Source organism: Shewanella sp. 1180_01, from assembly GCF_052850535.1.
This window is the reverse complement of sequence record NZ_VXCT01000005.1, coordinates 1-17,319: the sequence shown is the minus strand read 5'-3', so window position 1 is coordinate 17,319 and position 17,319 is coordinate 1. Positions and strand designations below refer to the sequence as shown.

The following is a 17,319-nucleotide window of genomic DNA, read 5'->3' as shown; positions in this document are numbered from 1 at the left end:
TATCAACTACCCTGAGAGATAATTAGAATGATTAAAGGAATATTCACTGTTGTAGCATTAACATCATCGCTTGCTGCTGTAAGTAATCTTACTTCCTTAGATAGCATAGATACCTTCTCAGCAGTACCTAATGTACGTTTTAAACAATCTGAAATTGCTGCCGTTCCAAATGTTCGCTTCAAACAAACTGAAGTTGCAGCCGTTCCAAATGTTCGCTTCAAGCATATTGAAGTTACTGCCGTGCCAAACGTTCGCTTCAAGCATATTGAAGTTGCAGCCGTACCAAATGTTCGCTTTAAACAATCTGAAATTGCTGCCGTTCCAAATGTTCGCTTCAAACAAACTGAAGTTGCAGCCGTTCCAAATGTTCGCTTCAAGCATATTGAAGTTACTGCCGTGCCAAACGTTCGCTTCAAGCATATTGAAGTTGCTGCCGTACCAAATGTTCGCTTTAAACAATCTGAAATTGCTGCCGTTCCAAATGTTCGCTTCAAACAAACTGAAGTTGCAGCCGTTCCAAATGTTCGCTTCAAGCATATTGAAGTTGCTGCCGTACCAAACGTTCGCTTCAAGCATATTGAAGTTGCTGCCGTTCCAAATGTTCGCTTCAAGCATATTGAAGTTGCTGCCGTACCAAATGTTCGTTTTACCGAAACAACTTTTGCTTAATAGAAATTTTTTATTAAGGAGCTAACATGCTAAATTCAATCAAAAAAGCACTCGGTTTATCCAAGCCAGCGCGTAAAAAAGTTAAGTTGCCAGAAGGCTTAAACCACCTTGAAGTGATTTCTGCGAAAGGTTGGTGGAACTAATTTAAGTCCTGTAGCCATGAGTCTAACTCGTGCACTGTGATGGAAAATTAGGCTAGAAACAATAAAGGGAGCATTAGCTCCCTTTAGTTTTACATAAGTAAAAAAGTATGAAAATACATAGCATTACATATTGATAGATTAGCTATTTAATATCCCTTCCTCACTACAACGGATTTTCCTCAAAGCTAAATGGCGGTGTGTCGTAAAGAGCGGATAAGCCAAAGGCCCGAGCACAAAACCCAGTAATGCCCAATGCGTAACAGAAAGGCCTGCGGTAAATGCAGCTAAGCCGAAGTACCAAGCCGAGATAAATGCGATAAAGATAACCAGTAAAGCCACAAATCACCTCTTTGAAAACAACTAAAAATCATAAATGTAGAGAAACTAATTCCCCATCAAAATGCGGATACGACTCGCTTAATTTTGCTGATTAATTCAATCTTAAAATACCGCTCTAACTGCACAATGAAAGGTTCTCCACACTGTGCAGAAACGAGCAGCACTCATTCATAGCTACGCTCTCAGCACAGAACACATAGCTCTGAACAATTAGCACTGAGCACTCACAGTACAGAAAACTGAGCACGGCTCTCTCGATCAAGCGCTCGGATTATACAAGACCCACATCTAAGTTATGAACATTTTTTAGGCAAAAACATGCCTTATGGCAATAAAAAAAGCGGCAATGATCTGCCGCTTTTTTGTTCAACCTTGATTGGCTAAGACATAGATTAACTATGACTTAGATTCACTGAAACTTAGAAAAAGTGCGCGTTTTCTTGAGCCATGGTTTTTAAGCGCTCACAAGGTTCGAATCTGTTACCGAATTGACTTTGATAACTTTCAAGGATGTTCACTAAGTTCGCGGCGCCCAAAGTGTCAATATAGTGGAATGGTCCACCGAGGAATGGTGGGAAGCCAATACCGAAAATGGCGCCAATATCACCATCTCTTGGTGATGCGATAATACCATCTTCTAAACAACGCACCGCTTCGTTGAGCATTTGTACGACACAACGCTCGGCAACCGCTTTTGCGTCTTTATTGGTGCCTGGCTTAATACCTAACACGCCATAAACACTCTCATCGACAGCTTTAGCTTTCTTACTCGATGCGCCGTATTGATAGAAACCTTTACCATTTTTACGGCCTTTACGATCGTCACTCAAAAGCTTGTCAAAAGCCGCTGGCGCTTTAAAACGTTCACCCAATTCTTTTTCGAGGATTGGTGAAATCTTAGCGCCCACGTCGATACCCACTTCGTCGAGTAAAGTAATAGGGCCCACAGGGAAACCAAACTTAACCAGCGCTTTATCAAGATGTTCAACACTTTGGCCTTCAAGTAATAATTGCGCGGCCTCGTTCATGTAGAGTGCAAGAATACGGTTCACGTAGAAACCCGCGCCGTCTTGCACCACTATCGGTGTTTTACCTTGCTTACGGGCAAATGCGACCGTGGTCGCAATGGTTTCTGGTGACGTTTTAGCATGGGCAATCACTTCCACCAGCGGCATTTTTTCTACTGGTGAGAAATAATGCAGTCCAATAACGTTCTCAGGACGTGTCGCCGCCTCGGCGATTTGGCTAATAGGCAAAGATGAGGTGTTTGACGCAAAAATAGTGTGCTCACCACACTCACGCTCAATGTCTTTCACCATTTGATGCTTAAGCGCTAAGTCTTCAAATACCGCTTCCACAACGATGTCGGCATCTTTAACGCCTTTATATTCAGTCGTTGTGGTCATCAGTGCCATTAGGTTGTCACGAGCAGCAGGCGTCATATGACGGCGCTTAACCCCTTTATCCAACAGCTTGTAGGCGTAAGCTAATGCATTACTTAAACCTTTTTCGCTGATGTCTTTGACACGAACGGGGATTTTAGCCTTGGTCGTTGTGACAGATGCGATACCGCCCCCCATTAAACCGCCACCTAAGATCACCGCTTTTTTCACTTTGCGCGGGCTTGCACCTTCAGCGCCGGTTTCTTTCTTCATGTCTGTGGTCGCGAAAAAAATACTGCGCAGCGCTTCAGACTCTTTCGATACCACTAATTCGGCAAAATGACTGGCTTCGACTTCTAGCCCTTTTTGCATGCCCTTAGCAATCCCTTGACGCACGCAGTCAATGATCTTGGCAGGCGCAGGATAATTACCTTGGGTTTTCTTTTCGACCTGCTTAGTCGCTTGATCGAAAATAATGTTACGGCCGAAACTCGTGCCTTCAAGCACTTGATTAACGAGTGACTTTTTAACTGGTTTCGGTGCACGTTTACCCGCAAGCGCCATCTCAACGGCGGTTTGTAACAGAATAGTCTGCGGCACAACATCATTCACTAAGCCCATTTTCAAGGCTTGTTTAGGACGAATTTGTTTACCGGTTAGCATCATATCTAAGGCGGTGGTAATGCCGACTAAACGTGGCAAACGTTGAGTCCCGCCGCCGCCTGGCAATAAGCCAAGTTGGACTTCTGGTACGCCGAGCATAGTCTTGCCATCGTCGCTACATACCCTTTGATGACAAGCTAAGGCTAACTCTAAACCACCGCCTAAACAGGCACCGTGGATTGCGGCAACCACAGGAATCGTTAAGGCTTCTAGCTCATTAAAAACCACATGGCCTTGCTGGGATAAGGCTTTGGCATCGCCAGCCGTTTCACAGGCATCGAGCATAGAAATATCTGCGCCCGCGACGAAAGAATCTTTTTTACCTGAGATCAGCACTAAACCGCGAATGCTCGAATCACTTTTGATCTCGGCCAGAATTTCACTGATTTCAGGGCCAAACTGCGCTTTTAGGGTGTTCATGGTTTCACCAGGAACATCCATAGTTAAAATAGCAATGCCGTCGTCGCGGCGGGTTAAATTAAAGGTCTTTTCCATGCCGATTACTCCACTTCCACTATCATTGCCACACCCAAACCACCAGCCGCACAGGCTGTTGTTAGGCCAGTTCCACCACCACGGCGCTTAAGCTCACGACACACTTGGGTGATCAAACGGGTTCCCGTTGCAGCAAAAGGATGACCATAGGCGAGCGAGCCACCGAGCACGTTAAACTTGCTCATGTCGATTTCACCAATGGCGCGGTTACGGCCAAGTTTTTCTTCGGCAAATTTTTTCGAAGCAAACATCTGCATATTCGCTAATGTCTGCGCCGCAAAGGCTTCATGCATTTCAATCAGGGTAAGATCTTCAAGCTCCATTCCAGCACGTTTCAGCGCCAGTGGCGTCGCGTAAGAGGGCCCCATCAGCATGTCTTGCCACACATCAATGGCGCTAAAGGCATAGCTCTTAATGTAACCAATTGGTTGATAACCTAAGGCTTTCGCTCGACCTTCGCTCATCAGGATAATCGCTGAGGCACCGTCAGTCAGTGGCGTACTGTTGGCCGCCGTCACAGTACCATGTTGTTTATCGAATGCAGGACGCAGCTTAGCGTATGACTCCAGTACCGAGTTTTCGCGGATATTGTTATCGCGATCGATAAACTGTTTATACGGCGGCACATGGGCAACCATCACTTCGTCACGAAGATGGCCCGAAGCCCAAGTTTCACTCGCTAAGGTGTGCGAGCGGTGCGCTAAAGCATCTTGATCGGCGCGGCTAATATTGTAGGTTTTTGCCATTTGCTCAGCGGTTTGTCCCATAGACAAGCCCGTTGAGTACTCGGCAACCGCAGGCGGTACAGGTAATAAATCTTTAATGCCTAAACGACGGAAAATTTGTAGTTTTTGCCCAAAGCTACGGGCTTTATTCAGATCGACTAACGCATGGGCTAATTTTTTCGACACGCCGATAGGCAAGACAGATGAAGAGTCGGCGCCGCCCGCAATACCGATTTCGATATTGCCCGTCATGATAGATTCGGCCACGTTTACGGCAGATTGAAAGCTCGTCGCACAGGCGCGAGTGACACTATAGGCATCGGTCGACACATTCATGCCAGTACCGAGTACGATTTCACGGGCGATGTTAGGTGCAGCGGGCATTTGCACCACTTGTCCATAGACCAGCTGCTCAATCAGCTTAGGGTCCAGTTCAGAGCGCGCCAATAATTCATTAACCACCATTTTGCCCATATCGAGCGCCGATACACCGTGAAATGCCGTGGCTTGTTTTGCAAATGGCGTTCTTAAACCCGCTACAATTGCGATACGCTCGCCCTTGGCGTTCGTAACCTGTTGTCTATCACTCATTTGTCACCCTCTTTATGTGCGCAATCGCTGAGAGATTTCAGGCGGCGCTAGCTATTTCCGTGTTTGACCCATTGTTTTACGGCGAAAAACGCCTAATAACAGGTCTGACCATTAAAGTGTGATCTGATTCTAACTTCTTGTCAGCAAGTTTTAAACACCTGTTTGTTTTTTTAACACTAGCCAAACCCTAAGGGAATTCTTTACCATATCCGTTGTCTATAGCCCACACACGCATTTTCAACATAATAAAACGAGTAGCATCATGCCTTTGAGTCGCTTCCATGCATTACGCACTTACCTAAATAAGGTTGTTTTAGGGCAGCCAGTATTGACCGAAAATCTGCTCATTGCCTTAATTGCCAATGGCCACTTATTAGTTGAAGGTCCACCGGGACTGGCCAAGACCCGTGCGGTGAAAGCCTTATGTGACGGGGTTGAGGGCGATTTCCACCGCATTCAATTTACCCCAGATCTGCTGCCTGCCGATTTAACCGGCACAGATATTTATCGCTCGCAAACCGGCACTTTCGAGTTTGAAGCCGGACCGATTTTCCACAATTTGATCTTGGCGGACGAAATTAACCGCGCCCCCGCCAAAGTACAATCGGCCTTATTAGAAGCCATGGCCGAAGGTCAAGTCACCGTCGGTAAGCACAGTTATAAGCTGCCACCGCTGTTTTTAGTGATGGCAACCCAAAATCCATTAGAAAACGAAGGCACTTATCCCCTGCCCGAAGCACAGCTTGACCGTTTTTTAATGCACTTGAATCTTGATTACCCGAGCGGCGAGACTGAAATCGAAATTCTGCGCCAATCCCGTAAAGAAGCACTCACCCACGAATTGCCGACCACTGAGCCGATTGCACAAGCAGATGTGTTTGCCGCCCGTGACGAAGCCATGGAAATCTATCTCGCCGAGCCACTCGAAAAATACATAGTCGAGATCGTTATGGCGACCCGCGAACCTTTACGTTACAGCGAAGACTTAGCGAAATGGCTTGAGTACGGTGTCAGCCCACGCGCCACTATTTCGTTAGAACGCTGCGCCCGCGCCCGCGCTTGGCTGCACGAGCGAGACTTTGTTTCACCGGAAGACATTCAAGCCGTTGCACCGAATGTGTTAAGACACAGATTATTACTCAGCTACCAGGCACAAGCCGAAGGCGTCAGCCGCGATCAGGTGATCAATCACATCTTGAGTCAAGTAGCAGTACCTTAACGGTGAAGATAAAGGTGAAATAAGATGAGTGACACTGCGCGACTCTCAGCCTCGGCCGATGGCTTGCCGCTGTTTGCCGATGGCTTGCATTTAACCGAGCAAGAGCTGCTGGCGTGCCAAAATATCGCCCGTGCTATGCCCGAGCGTTACAGCCGTGCCCGCGCTAATTTAGCGGGCCATCGCAGCAGCTTAATCAAAGGCCGCGGGATGGAGTTTGCCGAGGTGCGCCACTATCAACAGGGCGACGATGTGCGCACCATTGATTGGCGCGTTACCGCTCGCACGGGCAAAACCCACACTAAGTTATTTGTCGAAGAACGTGAGCGCCCTATTCTGTTGTTAATCGACTTGAGCCAAAGTCTCTATTTTGGATCAAGTTTATTGCTGCAATCGGTGCAAGCAGGACACTTAGCAACCACCTTAGGTTGGAATGCCATTAACCATGGCGATAGACTCGGCGCCTTGATCGCGTGCGAGTCTGAGCATCTAGAGCTTAAACCCCGCAGCCGTCGTCAGGGCATATTGCAATTGATCTCAGGTCTGCGCCGTGTGCATGAGAATCAACTCAATCATGTTGGCAGTGGCCAGCGCGATCCTGATCATATTCTGCGCGCGTGTCAGCGATTACAACGTATCGCTAAACCCGGCTCCTTGGTGTGGATAGTGACAGATGGCAGCCATTTTAGCCCCCAATGTATCGCGCCTCTCACTGAGCTTAAGCGTCATTGCGATGTGGGCGCCTATCTTATTACCGATCCCCTGCGCCAAGGGACACTGCCGTTACCGCACAACTTTAGTTTGCCAGTACGGGATGGGAATGAGGACTTAGTGCTCACCCGCCACAGTTATCAGGCATGGCTCGACATTCAGCTGCGTCAGCAAAGAGACTTTATCGCCATGATGCAGCAACTGCGCGTGCGCACCCAGCTCATCGATGCGGGTGCTCCCCTAGCCCATCAATTGGAATTATTGCGTTAACTATGGATCCAGCAACAGTGAATTCAGAAATAGTGACACCAGTGATAGCAAATCCACAGGCTGCGGTCCCCATTGCTTCGGCGACGCCAAACCCTGCGCTGGCGGATCTGCAGGATATCATTCATCCCGATCCAATCGGCGCTTGGCCTTGGGCAATCGGTTATTGGTTGGTCCTCGCGCTAGTGATTGCCCTCATCACACTCTTAGTTATCTGGCTAAGAAAACGCGCCCGTGACTTCGCGCCGAAAAAAGCCGCGAAACAGTTACTTAATCAGCTCGATAAACAAGCGCCGTCCTATGTCTCTGACGTCAATAGCCTATTAAAGCGCACCGCCATGAGTTATATCAGCAGAGATGCAATAGCCTCCTTAGATGGTGAAGCTTGGGCGACTTGGCTAGACAGCTATTTACCCGCGCCTAAACGCCAACGTATCGGCCACTTGTTGGCCAAACGTCACCAGCCAACGCCGTTAACCTTAGCTGAAGCCAATGAGTTACATGAACTCGCACAAGCTTGGTTGGCATCGAAAGCAACACTGAGTGCGCCTCTGCCGAATCTTGTTCAAGTAAAGGACTACGTTCAAGCGAGTGGCGACGCTCAAGCTAAAAGCCAAGCGCCAATCCAGCCAGCTGACACCCAACAACCGGAGGCACAATGTTAACGATTGCATGGCCTTGGCTATTGATATTACTGCCTTTACCTTTAATTTTTTGGCGCCAACAAACCGTACAAGTGGATGGTGGCCGGCTACAACTCCCCGGAATAAGCCAAACAGGCAAACAAAGCTTAGCGGCTAACACGCGCCAGAGTCGCAAACGCTACTGGCTGATGTGGTGCCTGCTAGTGCTCACTATTGCTCGTCCGCAATGGCTAGGTGACCCTATCGAACTGCCAAGCCAAGGCCGCGATCTGATGATGGCGGTGGATTTATCCGGCAGTATGCAGATTGAAGACATGGTGGTAAATGGCAAAACCGTCGACCGTTTCACCTTAATCCAACACGTCGTCAGTGACTTTATCGAGCGCCGCAAAGGCGACCGTATCGGTTTAATTCTCTTTGCCGATCACGCCTATTTGCAGGCGCCGCTCACCCAAGATAGACGTTCAGTGGCGCAGTTTTTAAAAGAAGCACAAATCGGCTTAGTTGGTAAACAAACCGCCATAGGTGAAGCCATAGCGCTGGCGGTAAAACGCTTCGATAAAATGGACGAGAGTAACAGAGTGTTGATTTTATTGACCGACGGCTCTAACAACGCGGGCAATATTGAGCCAGAGCAGGCGGCGCAAATTGCCGCTAATCGTAAAGTTACCATTTACACTGTCGGTGTCGGTGCCGATGTGATGGAGCGCCGCACACTCTTTGGCCGCGAGCGGGTTAATCCCTCGATGGATCTGGATGAAAACCAGCTTAAGCATATCGCCGAAGTCACCCACGGTCGTTATTTCCGCGCCCGCAACAGCCAAGAGCTAGACCAGATTTACCAAGAAATCGATAAACTCGAACCTGTAAGTCACGATCAGTTAAGCTATCGTCCGCAGGCAGATTTGTTCTATTGGCCGCTGGCACTGGCGTTACTGACGAGCCTGTGGATTGCCTTAGGTCAATTACCATTCTTTGCAGCGCGCCGCGTTAAACCCTCTGTCGCAACCACTTCACAGGGGAACATTAAATAATGAGCCTACATTTTATTCGCCCCGAATGGCTACTCGCCCTAGTGCCACTGGCTTTAGTGTTGTTGAGTTTATGGCGACAACACGAGAGCCACAGCGCGTGGAATCGTTATATTGCGCCGCACTTAGCCAAAATATTGGTCACCCAAGGCAGCAAGAAATCCCGCCGTCCGCTGCATTTATTAGCTTTCACTTGGCTGATTGCGACTTTTGCGCTCGCCGGACCTGCCGTAAATAAACAGTCCTTACCTGTGTTTGCCGCCGAGCAAGGCCGCGTACTGGTGATGGACATGTCTGTGTCTATGTTCGCTACCGATCTTGCACCAAACCGGTTAACCCAAGCTAAATTTAGGGCTACGGATCTCCTGCGTAATCTTAAAGAAGGTGAAACAGGTTTAGTCGCCTTTGCTGGCGATGCCTTTACTATCAGCCCGTTAACGCGCGATACCGGCACGCTACTCAATTTATTGCCGACCTTAAGCCCTGAAATCATGCCCGTTCGTGGCTCAAACTTAGCGGCAGGTTTAACCCAAGCTAAAACGCTACTGGCTCAGGGTGGGCATATTCGCGGTGATATTATCGTGATGACAGATGGCATAACCGCAGCCCAATTTGATGACGCTAACTCGGCATTAAGTGGCACGCAATATCGCCTTGCCGTCGTCGCTTTTGGTACCAGCCAAGGCGCGCCAATACGTCTACCCGATGGACAATTGCAGCGCGACAGTAGCAATGAGGTCGTTGTGGCCAGCACTGACTTTGGCCTGCTGCAAAAACTGGCAGCGGATAACAAAGGCGTGTTAATCCAAAATCGCACCGACGGCAATGATCTGGCCCAATTACAACATTGGTTAAGTGATACGGGCGATGCCAAAGCCACAAATCTTGACGGTGAAACCTGGCAGGATCTCGGCCCTTATCTCGCCCTGCTATTACTGCTGCCCGCCCTTTTCAGCTTTAGGCAAGGAATCGTGGCAAGCGTTGGATTTGCCACTCTCATTGGCGGCTTACTGTTCGCGGCCGCGCCTCAGCCTGCCCATGCCAGTGTGTGGGACAATGCCTGGGACAATGTGTGGAAAACGCCAGATCAGCAAGCGATGCAGGCCTATCAGTCCCAAGATTATGCCAACGCCGCTAAGCAGTTTGAGTCACCCCAGTGGCGTGGCAGCGCCCAATATAAGGCCGGTGATTATGAGCAAGCGCTGAAAACCTTCGAGCAAGATAGCTCAGCCCAAGGCCTCTACAATCAAGGCAATGCGTTGATGCAACTCGGTAAACCCGATAAGGCTAAGGAGCGCTATCAAGCCGCACTTGAAAAACAAGCCGATTTCCCTGCGGCAAAGGCCAACCTTGAACTGGCTGAAAAGCAATTGAAAGAGCAGCAAAAGCAGCAAGGTAAAAACGATCAACAGGATAAAAACCAAGATCAACAAGGCGATCAGCAGTCCGGTGATTCCAATTCAGGTGACCAACAATCTGGCGACCAACAATCCGGTAATCAGCAGTCGCAGGATAAACAACAATCTGACCAAGATAGCGCTCAGAAAGATAAGCAAGATCAAGCGGGACAAGAGTCTCAGGATCAACAGGACAATGCCAATCCTGAGCAAAGCTCTGAGCAGCAAAAAGCGGATGAGCAACAGTCTGAGCAAGATAAGCAAAATGGCAATGCTCAGGACAAGCAAGATGAAGCTCAGCAAGATCCCGCGAAAGATAAAGCGCAACAGGATCAACAAGCCAAGCAGCAAAATGCCGAGCAGGATGCAAAGGACAATTCACCAGTAGATAATGAAGCTAAGATGCAGGCGCAGGCTAACGCCGATGCCGAGGAGCAAAAATCCGCTGAACAAGCAAAGCAAAGCGTTGGCGCCAAAGAAGCTCCAGAGCAAAATGCGCAAGATAAACAAGAGGCTGCTATGAGTGATTCTGTCGAAGCGCCGCCCACCAATAGCGAACCGCTTCCCGCAGAAATGCAGCGAGCACTGAGGGGCGTGAGTGAAGACCCCCAAGTGTTACTTCGCAATAAAATGCAGTTGGAATATCAAAAACGCCGTCAAAATGGCCAAATATCAAAGGATAACGAACAGTGGTGATCAGACAATTTTTTATCCTGCTACTCCTTGCCATCGGAGTGGCCCATCCCGCCTTTGCACTCAGCAAAATTGAGGCATCGGTCGATCGTAATCCTGTGATGGAGGGTGAATACTTTGTGCTCAACATCAGCGTCGATGATGAAATCGATACTGGCAAACTAGACACATCCGCCCTCCTGAAAGACTTTATTGTTGGCCGCACCAGCGTGAGTCGCAGCACACAGATCATGAACTTCGATGCGGTCAAAGAGACTCGCTGGCAAGTGTTGCTCGCGCCAAAACAAAAAGGCCAGTTAACCATTCCAGCCTTTACTATTGATGGCATCAGCTCGGCGCCGATCCCACTCAAAGTGGTCGAAACGGGTAGCCAGCCCGCACAGATGAATAACCTATTCATCGATGCCAAAGTGTCAACTGACGAGGCCTATGTCGGGCAGCTCATTACCTACAAGGTAAAACTCTATCTGGCGGTAGAATTACAAAGGGGCGTATTGAGCGCACCTGTCATCGAAGGCGCGCAGATCAAACAAATCGGCGAAGATAAGGATGGCTCAGAGATAGTCGATGGCCGTCGTTACCGCGTGATTGAACGCACCTATGGCATCATTCCCGACTTACCCGGCCAAGTGAACATCAAAGGCGCAACCTTTGCGGGCGATGTGCTAGTTGAATCCCAACGCCGCGGCGGCATGTTTGGCTTTAATGAAAGCCGCCCAATGCAAGCGGGCGCGCCCTCACTCACAGTGCAAGTGAATCCTGCACCGACAAGTTTCCAAGGCCAATGGCTAGTTGCCGATTTAGTGGTGTTAAAAGAGAACTTCCCTGAGGATATTAAAGAATTTACCGTCGGCAGCCCTATTACTCGCACTATTACTTTATTGGCTTCCAATGCCGATGAAAATAGCCTGCCAGATATAGTGCAAACCCTGCCTAATGAACTGAAGTCATACCCTGAAAAACCTCAGCGACAAACCTTTGTGCGCGATGCACAAATTGTCTCCCAGTACAGTATTACGTCGGCAATCGTTCCCAGCAAAGCGGGAACATTTACCCTGCCCGAAGTCAAAGTGCCTTGGTGGAATCCGCACCTTAAACGTCAAGAAACCGCGACGCTCCCCGCACGCACAATAGTGGTAACTGGCGGTGCCGTCACAGACGCGCCCGCCCAAGCCGCTTGGCAAGCAAATTCAGCGGCCGACAACAATGACTCCTGGATGATTAAGGTGTTTGCTGCGCTATGGCTGATCACTCTCGTCGCTTGGATCATCACTTTAATCGCTTGGCGCCGCGCTTTAAAAAACCAATCGGCCGCCCCGACTGCCCTTAACGCTTCAATGAGTTCAGCACAATCAGTAAATGCTGCGGGCTTACAGGGATTGGAGCAAGCCTGCGCCAGTGGCGATGTGAGCCGCATTATGTTGCAGTTACAGCGCTACTTCAGCGAGTTACAGCAAGCGCCTATGACACTCGATAAAATTGCCGAGCAGTCACCGCAACTCGCACAGGCGATACAGCAACTGCAAATTGCCGCCTATAGTGCGAAGGCCGATGCCAACAGCCATACTGACAGTGCAAATACTAACAAGCTGACCGTAGAGTGCGCCGCGTTGCTTAACGCGGTTAAGGCCTGTGAGCATAAACATTCAGCACCTAAATCAGCGCCATTAAGCCCACTGAATCCTAAGTAAATTATGGGGTTAATGACAAAGAAGCGAGCTCAACTATGCTAAACATTCAGCCAACAAGCCGAAAAAATAAAAATGTTTGCTAACTGGCGTAAGAAATCCGTCGAGCCCGCGGTCTCTTCTGACATGCTAAGTAAACAACGACGATACAACAGCCTAGTCAAGGCGCTACATGCTGACATCTTCCGCTACGCCTACTGGTTATGCGGCGATAAACACGTGGCTGAAGACATTACCCAAGAAACCTTCTTGCGGGCGTGGCGCTCTTTGGATTCCCTCAAGGATGATAAAGCGGCGAAGGCATGGCTGATCACGATTCTTAGGCGTGAGAATGCACGGCGTTTCGAGCGTAAACAGTTCGATTATTCCGACGTTGAGCAAGATACCTTAGAGGACAATATCTCCAATAGCAGTGAAGAGCAGACCGAGCAATATCTGATCCGTCGGCAAATTGGCAAGCTGGATATCGAATACCGCGAGCCACTCTTACTGCAACTGATTGGTGGCTTTAGCGGCGATGAAATTGCCGAGCTGATGGAGCTCAATCGCAACACCGTAATGACGCGTTTATTTCGGGCGAGGAGCCAATTGAAAGAATTACTTGAGAAGAATGATGTGAGAGGTCAATCCAATGGATGAGCTTAAATTTAGACGTCAAGCTTATGAAGATCCTCATAATCAAGATGCTGATTTTCTGGCGCAAATTAATGCTAAGCCAGAAAACCAAGCCTTAATCAATGAGCTCAAAAACCTTGATGCCAAACTGACAAATGCATTGAAAGTAGAGGTGGCGGACGATCTCGCCGATAAACTGATTTTGCGTCAGCAGTTACAACAACACCATAAACACCGCCGTCAGACGGGCTTTTTAGTGGCGATGGCGGCCTCGGTGGCATTTGTGGTGGGGATCAGTTTTAGTCTATTGCGTTTAGGGCCAATCGATTTAGCCGAACATGCACTGGCCCATGTCTACCATGAAGGTGTTGCTTTACAGGTGGATCAAAACGTCAACTTTAATCAGGTCAATGCGCAGCTCGCGTCGATGAAAGACTTTGGCAATGCCAAGTTCACCCAACAACCGGGCAAAGTGTATTACACCTCCTATTGCGATTTTCAAGGGGTGAAAAGCCTGCACTTAGTGCTACAGGGCGAGCAAAGCAAGGTCACACTCTTTATCGTGCCACTCGAAAAACGTATGGTGTTAGACAAAACCTTCGCCGATGGCAAATACCAAGGAATGGGCTTTGAAACACCCGATGCGTTTATTTTACTTATAGGTGAAGATAAAGCAGACCTTAGCTATGTAAAAGACGAAATCAAGAACACCTTCATCTAACCCCATCTTATCTCGGCTATTTTTAAATTAACCTCCGATATTTTCACGCGATCGGAGGTTAGATTTTAATCACACTTCTATCTGCTAATGGGCGATTGTTCAAACATCTGGTAGCATGCTTGCCACTTTTAATAATAACAAGATGGGAAAAGGCAAGATGACGATTGAAACCCCGATTTTAATCACATTTGTTGGTTACTTAGTATTGATGATGGGCATAGGTTTTTGGGCTTACCGTGCTACCGATACTGTTGATGATTATATTTTAGGTGGCCGCAAAATGGGCCCCGCTGTGACCGCACTCAGTGTGGGTGCATCCGATATGTCAGGTTGGCTGTTACTGGGTTTACCCGGCGCAGTTTACTTAGGCGGCTTAGGTGAAGCTTGGATTGGCATAGGATTAATTTTTGGCGCTTGGCTAAACTGGCTATTTGTCGCCAGACGACTGCGTATTTACACTCAACTCGCCGATAACGCCCTCACCTTACCGGATTTCTTCGAGAAACGTTTCCACGATACCCAGGGCTATCTCAAGCTCGTCTCCGCAATCACTATTTTAGTGTTTTTCACTTTCTATGCTTCCTCAGGCATGGTCGGTGGCGCGATTCTATTTGAAAAAGTCTTTGGTCTCGATTACACAGTGGCGCTGGTGATTGGCTCAGCCATCATAGTCGGTTATACCTTTATTGGTGGCTTCTTTGCTGTGTGTTGGACAGACTTCTTTCAAGGCTGTTTGATGCTTGTCGCCCTCTTAATCGTCCCCTTTGCCGTTTTCTCTCATCCTGAAAGCCACGCCGGAATTGAAACTATCGATCCTGCGATGTTAGCCTTGGTCAGCGACAAAACCACAGTGATAGGCATGTTGTCTTTACTCGCATGGGGTCTTGGCTATTTTGGTCAGCCGCATATTTTGTCGCGCTTTATGGCGATAGGCAGTGCCGATGCCCTGCCCTTATCGCGCCGTATTGCCATGAGCTGGATGGTCTTATCTTTAATTGGCGCTTTAGCCACAGGTATTGCCGGTTCTCTGTATTTCGCTAACGCCCCACTAGCGAATTCAGAAACGGTATTTATTCATTTAGCCCAAGCCGCGTTTAATCCTTGGATTGGGGGTCTACTTATTGCGGCCATTTTGTCGGCCATCATGAGCACTATCGATTCACAGTTGCTGGTGTGCTCAAGCGTGATCACTGAAGATTTCTACCGTAAATGGTTACGCCCTCAAGCGGATGATCGCGAGTTGATGATGGTCGGTCGCATGGGCGTGCTGGCGATTGCCGTGATCGCAGGCATCATTGCCCTCAATCCTGAAAGCAGTGTATTAAGCCTTGTGAGTTATGCTTGGGCAGGCTTTGGTGCGGCCTTTGGTCCTGTGGTCTTGTTATCGCTATTTTGGAAGCAATACAGCCGTAATGGTGCCATCGCCACTATTATTGTCGGCGCATTAACAGTCGTGATTTGGAAGCAACTTACGGGAGGGATTTTCGAGTTATACGAAATCCTGCCAGGATTTGTATTTGCCACATTTGCCGGTATTTTGGTGAGCAAATTGTCTGCACCGAGTGAAAATGTAACAACAGAGTTCGAACAATTTAAGTCTGCACTCTAGTTTTGACACGCTTGTATAACTTAAAAAGCGCACACTTGTGCGCTTTTTACATTTTGTATCCTTTTAAATACTCAACACACAATTACAAACCGTTAACGTCAATTGAAACCTACCGTTAAACCCAAAGCCCTTCATATCAAGCATCTGGCCAGACCATTCAAGCGTACTAAAGTTCAACCTCTGTTTTAAAGGTTTTTAATTAACTGAAAATTAACAATTTTCACATCTGGTCGGACTTGTTGAGGGTAGATTCAGTCCATAAGATGCCGAAGACTAATAAATGGATTTAAAGACTTTCGGCTGACTAGGACCGAATAAAAATCCAATACTTATAAAAAATAGAGAGAATTATAATGAAAACATTCAACAAGACACTCATTGCCGTTTCTGTCGCATTAGCAAGTACTCAAACCTTAGCTTCAGGTTTTCAACTCAACAGTCAATCAGCCACAGGTATGGGCCGTGCATTTGCTGGTGATGCGGTTATTGCCGATAACGCTTCTGTGTTATCACGTAACCCTGCTGCTATGGCATTATTCGATAAAGATGCGATCTCATTCGGCTTAACTTATGCCGATATTACTGTTGATGTTAAAGACGTTAACTTTGCCGGTGGTGCCGTTGACTTAGGCAGCATCGATGATGCGGGTAGCTCTAAAATTATCCCTAATATTTTCTACATCCACCCAATCGACGATAAGTTCGCCGTGGGCTTTGCTGCGTTTTCTAACTTTGGTACCGGTACCGATGCCAGCTCACTTTCAAAGAGTTTACCAGCAGGCTCACCAGCACCTTATGATTTACTTGGCGAAACAGAAGTCACAACGGTTAACTTTAACACCAGCCTTTCATACCGTATTAATGACATGTTCAGTATCGGTGCGGGTGTGGATGCCATCTACGGTGAAGGTCGTTTAACCCGTAACATGGGCACTACGCCTTTAGTTGACGTCGACGCTGACGGCTGGGCCTTCGGTGGTATAGTGGGTGCCACGATTGAGCTAGATAAAGATAACCGTTTCGGTATCAGCTATCGTTTCAGCCCAACAGTGAATGTTAAAGGTGATGTCAATACAATTACATCAAACACTTTACCAAATGTTGGTAAAGTGAATGTTGCCACCAGTTTTGATAGTTTAGATGTACCACTCGCCGATATTTTCCAATTTGCAGGTTTCCATCAGCTAACGTCTAAATTTGCAGTGCACTACACAGCGCAACACACCCAATGGGGTAATTTTGACCAAATCACTGCTAAAGATGGTGTAGCAACTATTCTACCCGGCCAAACAGGCGCTGGTATGTCTATGGATATTGGTGACAAGGCTCTGAAAGAATACCAATGGAAAGATTCATGGTTATTCAGCCTAGGTGGTACTTATACTATCAACGAACAATTCACCGTTCGTGCAGGTTATATGCATGACCAAGGCGTTGTGGACGAAATTAGCTCAATTTCATTCCCAGACTCTGACCGTAACTGGTACACAGCGGGTATGAGCTACCACATCAACCCACAAAACACCGTTGACTTTGGTATCGCTTATATTAAAGGTGAAAAAGTTCACCTGATCGAAAACAGCTCTATCACAGGCATAGGTCCTGTGAATGCAATTACTGAATCAAGCGGTATGTACTACTCAGTTCAATACAGCTACCAGTTCTAAGCTAAACGCTTAATCCTAAAAGCCGCATTTTTTGCGGCTTTTTTGTATCTTAA

At 47.9% G+C, this 17,319-nt stretch carries 14 protein-coding genes; 11 read left to right on the top strand and 3 right to left on the bottom strand.

Features of this window, described 5'->3' with window-relative positions; genetic code table 11:
* Window positions 1-27 precede the first annotated feature (27 nt).
* Complete coding sequence (locus tag FW758_RS04625) at window positions 28-669, top strand: hypothetical protein (RefSeq protein ID WP_446444769.1); 642 nt, start codon at window positions 28-30, stop codon at window positions 667-669.
* Window positions 670-950: 281 nt separating this feature from the next.
* Here the strand turns inward: FW758_RS04625 and FW758_RS04620 are convergent, their stop codons facing one another.
* The 3 genes from FW758_RS04620 to fadI form a co-directional block, all read right to left on the bottom strand.
* Complete coding sequence (locus FW758_RS04620; RefSeq protein WP_446444768.1) at window positions 951-1,151, bottom strand: hypothetical protein; 201 nt, start codon at window positions 1,149-1,151, stop codon at window positions 951-953.
* A gap of 419 nt (window positions 1,152-1,570) precedes the next feature.
* Window positions 1,571-3,691 carry a fatty acid oxidation complex subunit alpha FadJ gene (fadJ, locus tag FW758_RS04615; protein WP_446444767.1) on the bottom strand — a complete coding sequence of 707 codons (2,121 nt, stop codon included), beginning with the start codon at window positions 3,689-3,691 and terminating at the stop codon, window positions 1,571-1,573.
* A gap of 5 nt (window positions 3,692-3,696) precedes the next feature.
* Window positions 3,697-5,007 carry an acetyl-CoA C-acyltransferase FadI gene (fadI, locus tag FW758_RS04610; RefSeq protein WP_006082247.1) on the bottom strand — a complete coding sequence of 437 codons (1,311 nt, stop codon included), beginning with the start codon at window positions 5,005-5,007 and terminating at the stop codon, window positions 3,697-3,699.
* Window positions 5,008-5,269: 262 nt separating this feature from the next.
* On the opposite strand from fadI, the gene FW758_RS04605 reads away from it, so the two are divergent.
* From FW758_RS04605 to FW758_RS04560, 10 genes are all read left to right on the top strand, one after another.
* Window positions 5,270-6,226 (top strand): AAA family ATPase, encoded by a 957-nt coding sequence (locus FW758_RS04605; RefSeq protein WP_006082248.1) that lies wholly within the window; start codon window positions 5,270-5,272, stop codon window positions 6,224-6,226.
* 24 nt (window positions 6,227-6,250) lie between these two features.
* Window positions 6,251-7,204 (top strand): DUF58 domain-containing protein, encoded by a 954-nt coding sequence (locus FW758_RS04600; RefSeq protein ID WP_446444766.1) that lies wholly within the window; start codon window positions 6,251-6,253, stop codon window positions 7,202-7,204.
* Between the two features lie 2 nt (window positions 7,205-7,206).
* Window positions 7,207-7,866, top strand: a complete 660-nt coding sequence (locus FW758_RS04595) for a DUF4381 domain-containing protein (protein WP_446444765.1) — start codon at window positions 7,207-7,209, stop codon at window positions 7,864-7,866.
* Entirely contained in the window at window positions 7,860-8,879 is a 1,020-nt protein-coding gene (locus tag FW758_RS04590) for a vWA domain-containing protein (RefSeq protein WP_446444764.1), read from the top strand. The genes FW758_RS04595 and FW758_RS04590 overlap by 7 nt, the downstream gene beginning before the upstream one ends.
* Window positions 8,879-10,969, top strand: coding sequence for a VWA domain-containing protein (locus FW758_RS04585; RefSeq protein WP_446444763.1), 2,091 nt, complete (start codon window positions 8,879-8,881; stop codon window positions 10,967-10,969). Before FW758_RS04590 ends, FW758_RS04585 begins: the two co-directional genes overlap by 1 nt.
* A complete protein-coding gene (locus FW758_RS04580; RefSeq protein WP_446444762.1) occupies window positions 10,963-12,657 on the top strand; it encodes a BatD family protein in 1,695 nt (564 codons plus the stop codon). The genes FW758_RS04585 and FW758_RS04580 overlap by 7 nt, the downstream gene beginning before the upstream one ends.
* Before the next feature lie 72 nt (window positions 12,658-12,729).
* Complete coding sequence (locus tag FW758_RS04575; protein ID WP_006085483.1) at window positions 12,730-13,293, top strand: sigma-70 family RNA polymerase sigma factor; 564 nt, start codon at window positions 12,730-12,732, stop codon at window positions 13,291-13,293.
* On the top strand, window positions 13,286-13,990 hold the full coding sequence (locus FW758_RS04570) for a DUF3379 domain-containing protein (protein WP_006085484.1): 705 nt from the start codon (window positions 13,286-13,288) through the stop codon (window positions 13,988-13,990). The genes FW758_RS04575 and FW758_RS04570 overlap by 8 nt, the downstream gene beginning before the upstream one ends.
* A 157-nt stretch (window positions 13,991-14,147) precedes the next feature.
* On the top strand, window positions 14,148-15,599 hold the full coding sequence (gene putP, locus FW758_RS04565) for a sodium/proline symporter PutP (protein WP_011847196.1): 1,452 nt from the start codon (window positions 14,148-14,150) through the stop codon (window positions 15,597-15,599).
* 353 nt (window positions 15,600-15,952) lie between these two features.
* Window positions 15,953-17,266, top strand: coding sequence for an OmpP1/FadL family transporter (locus FW758_RS04560; protein WP_446444761.1), 1,314 nt, complete (start codon window positions 15,953-15,955; stop codon window positions 17,264-17,266).
* Window positions 17,267-17,319: the final 53 nt, after the last annotated feature.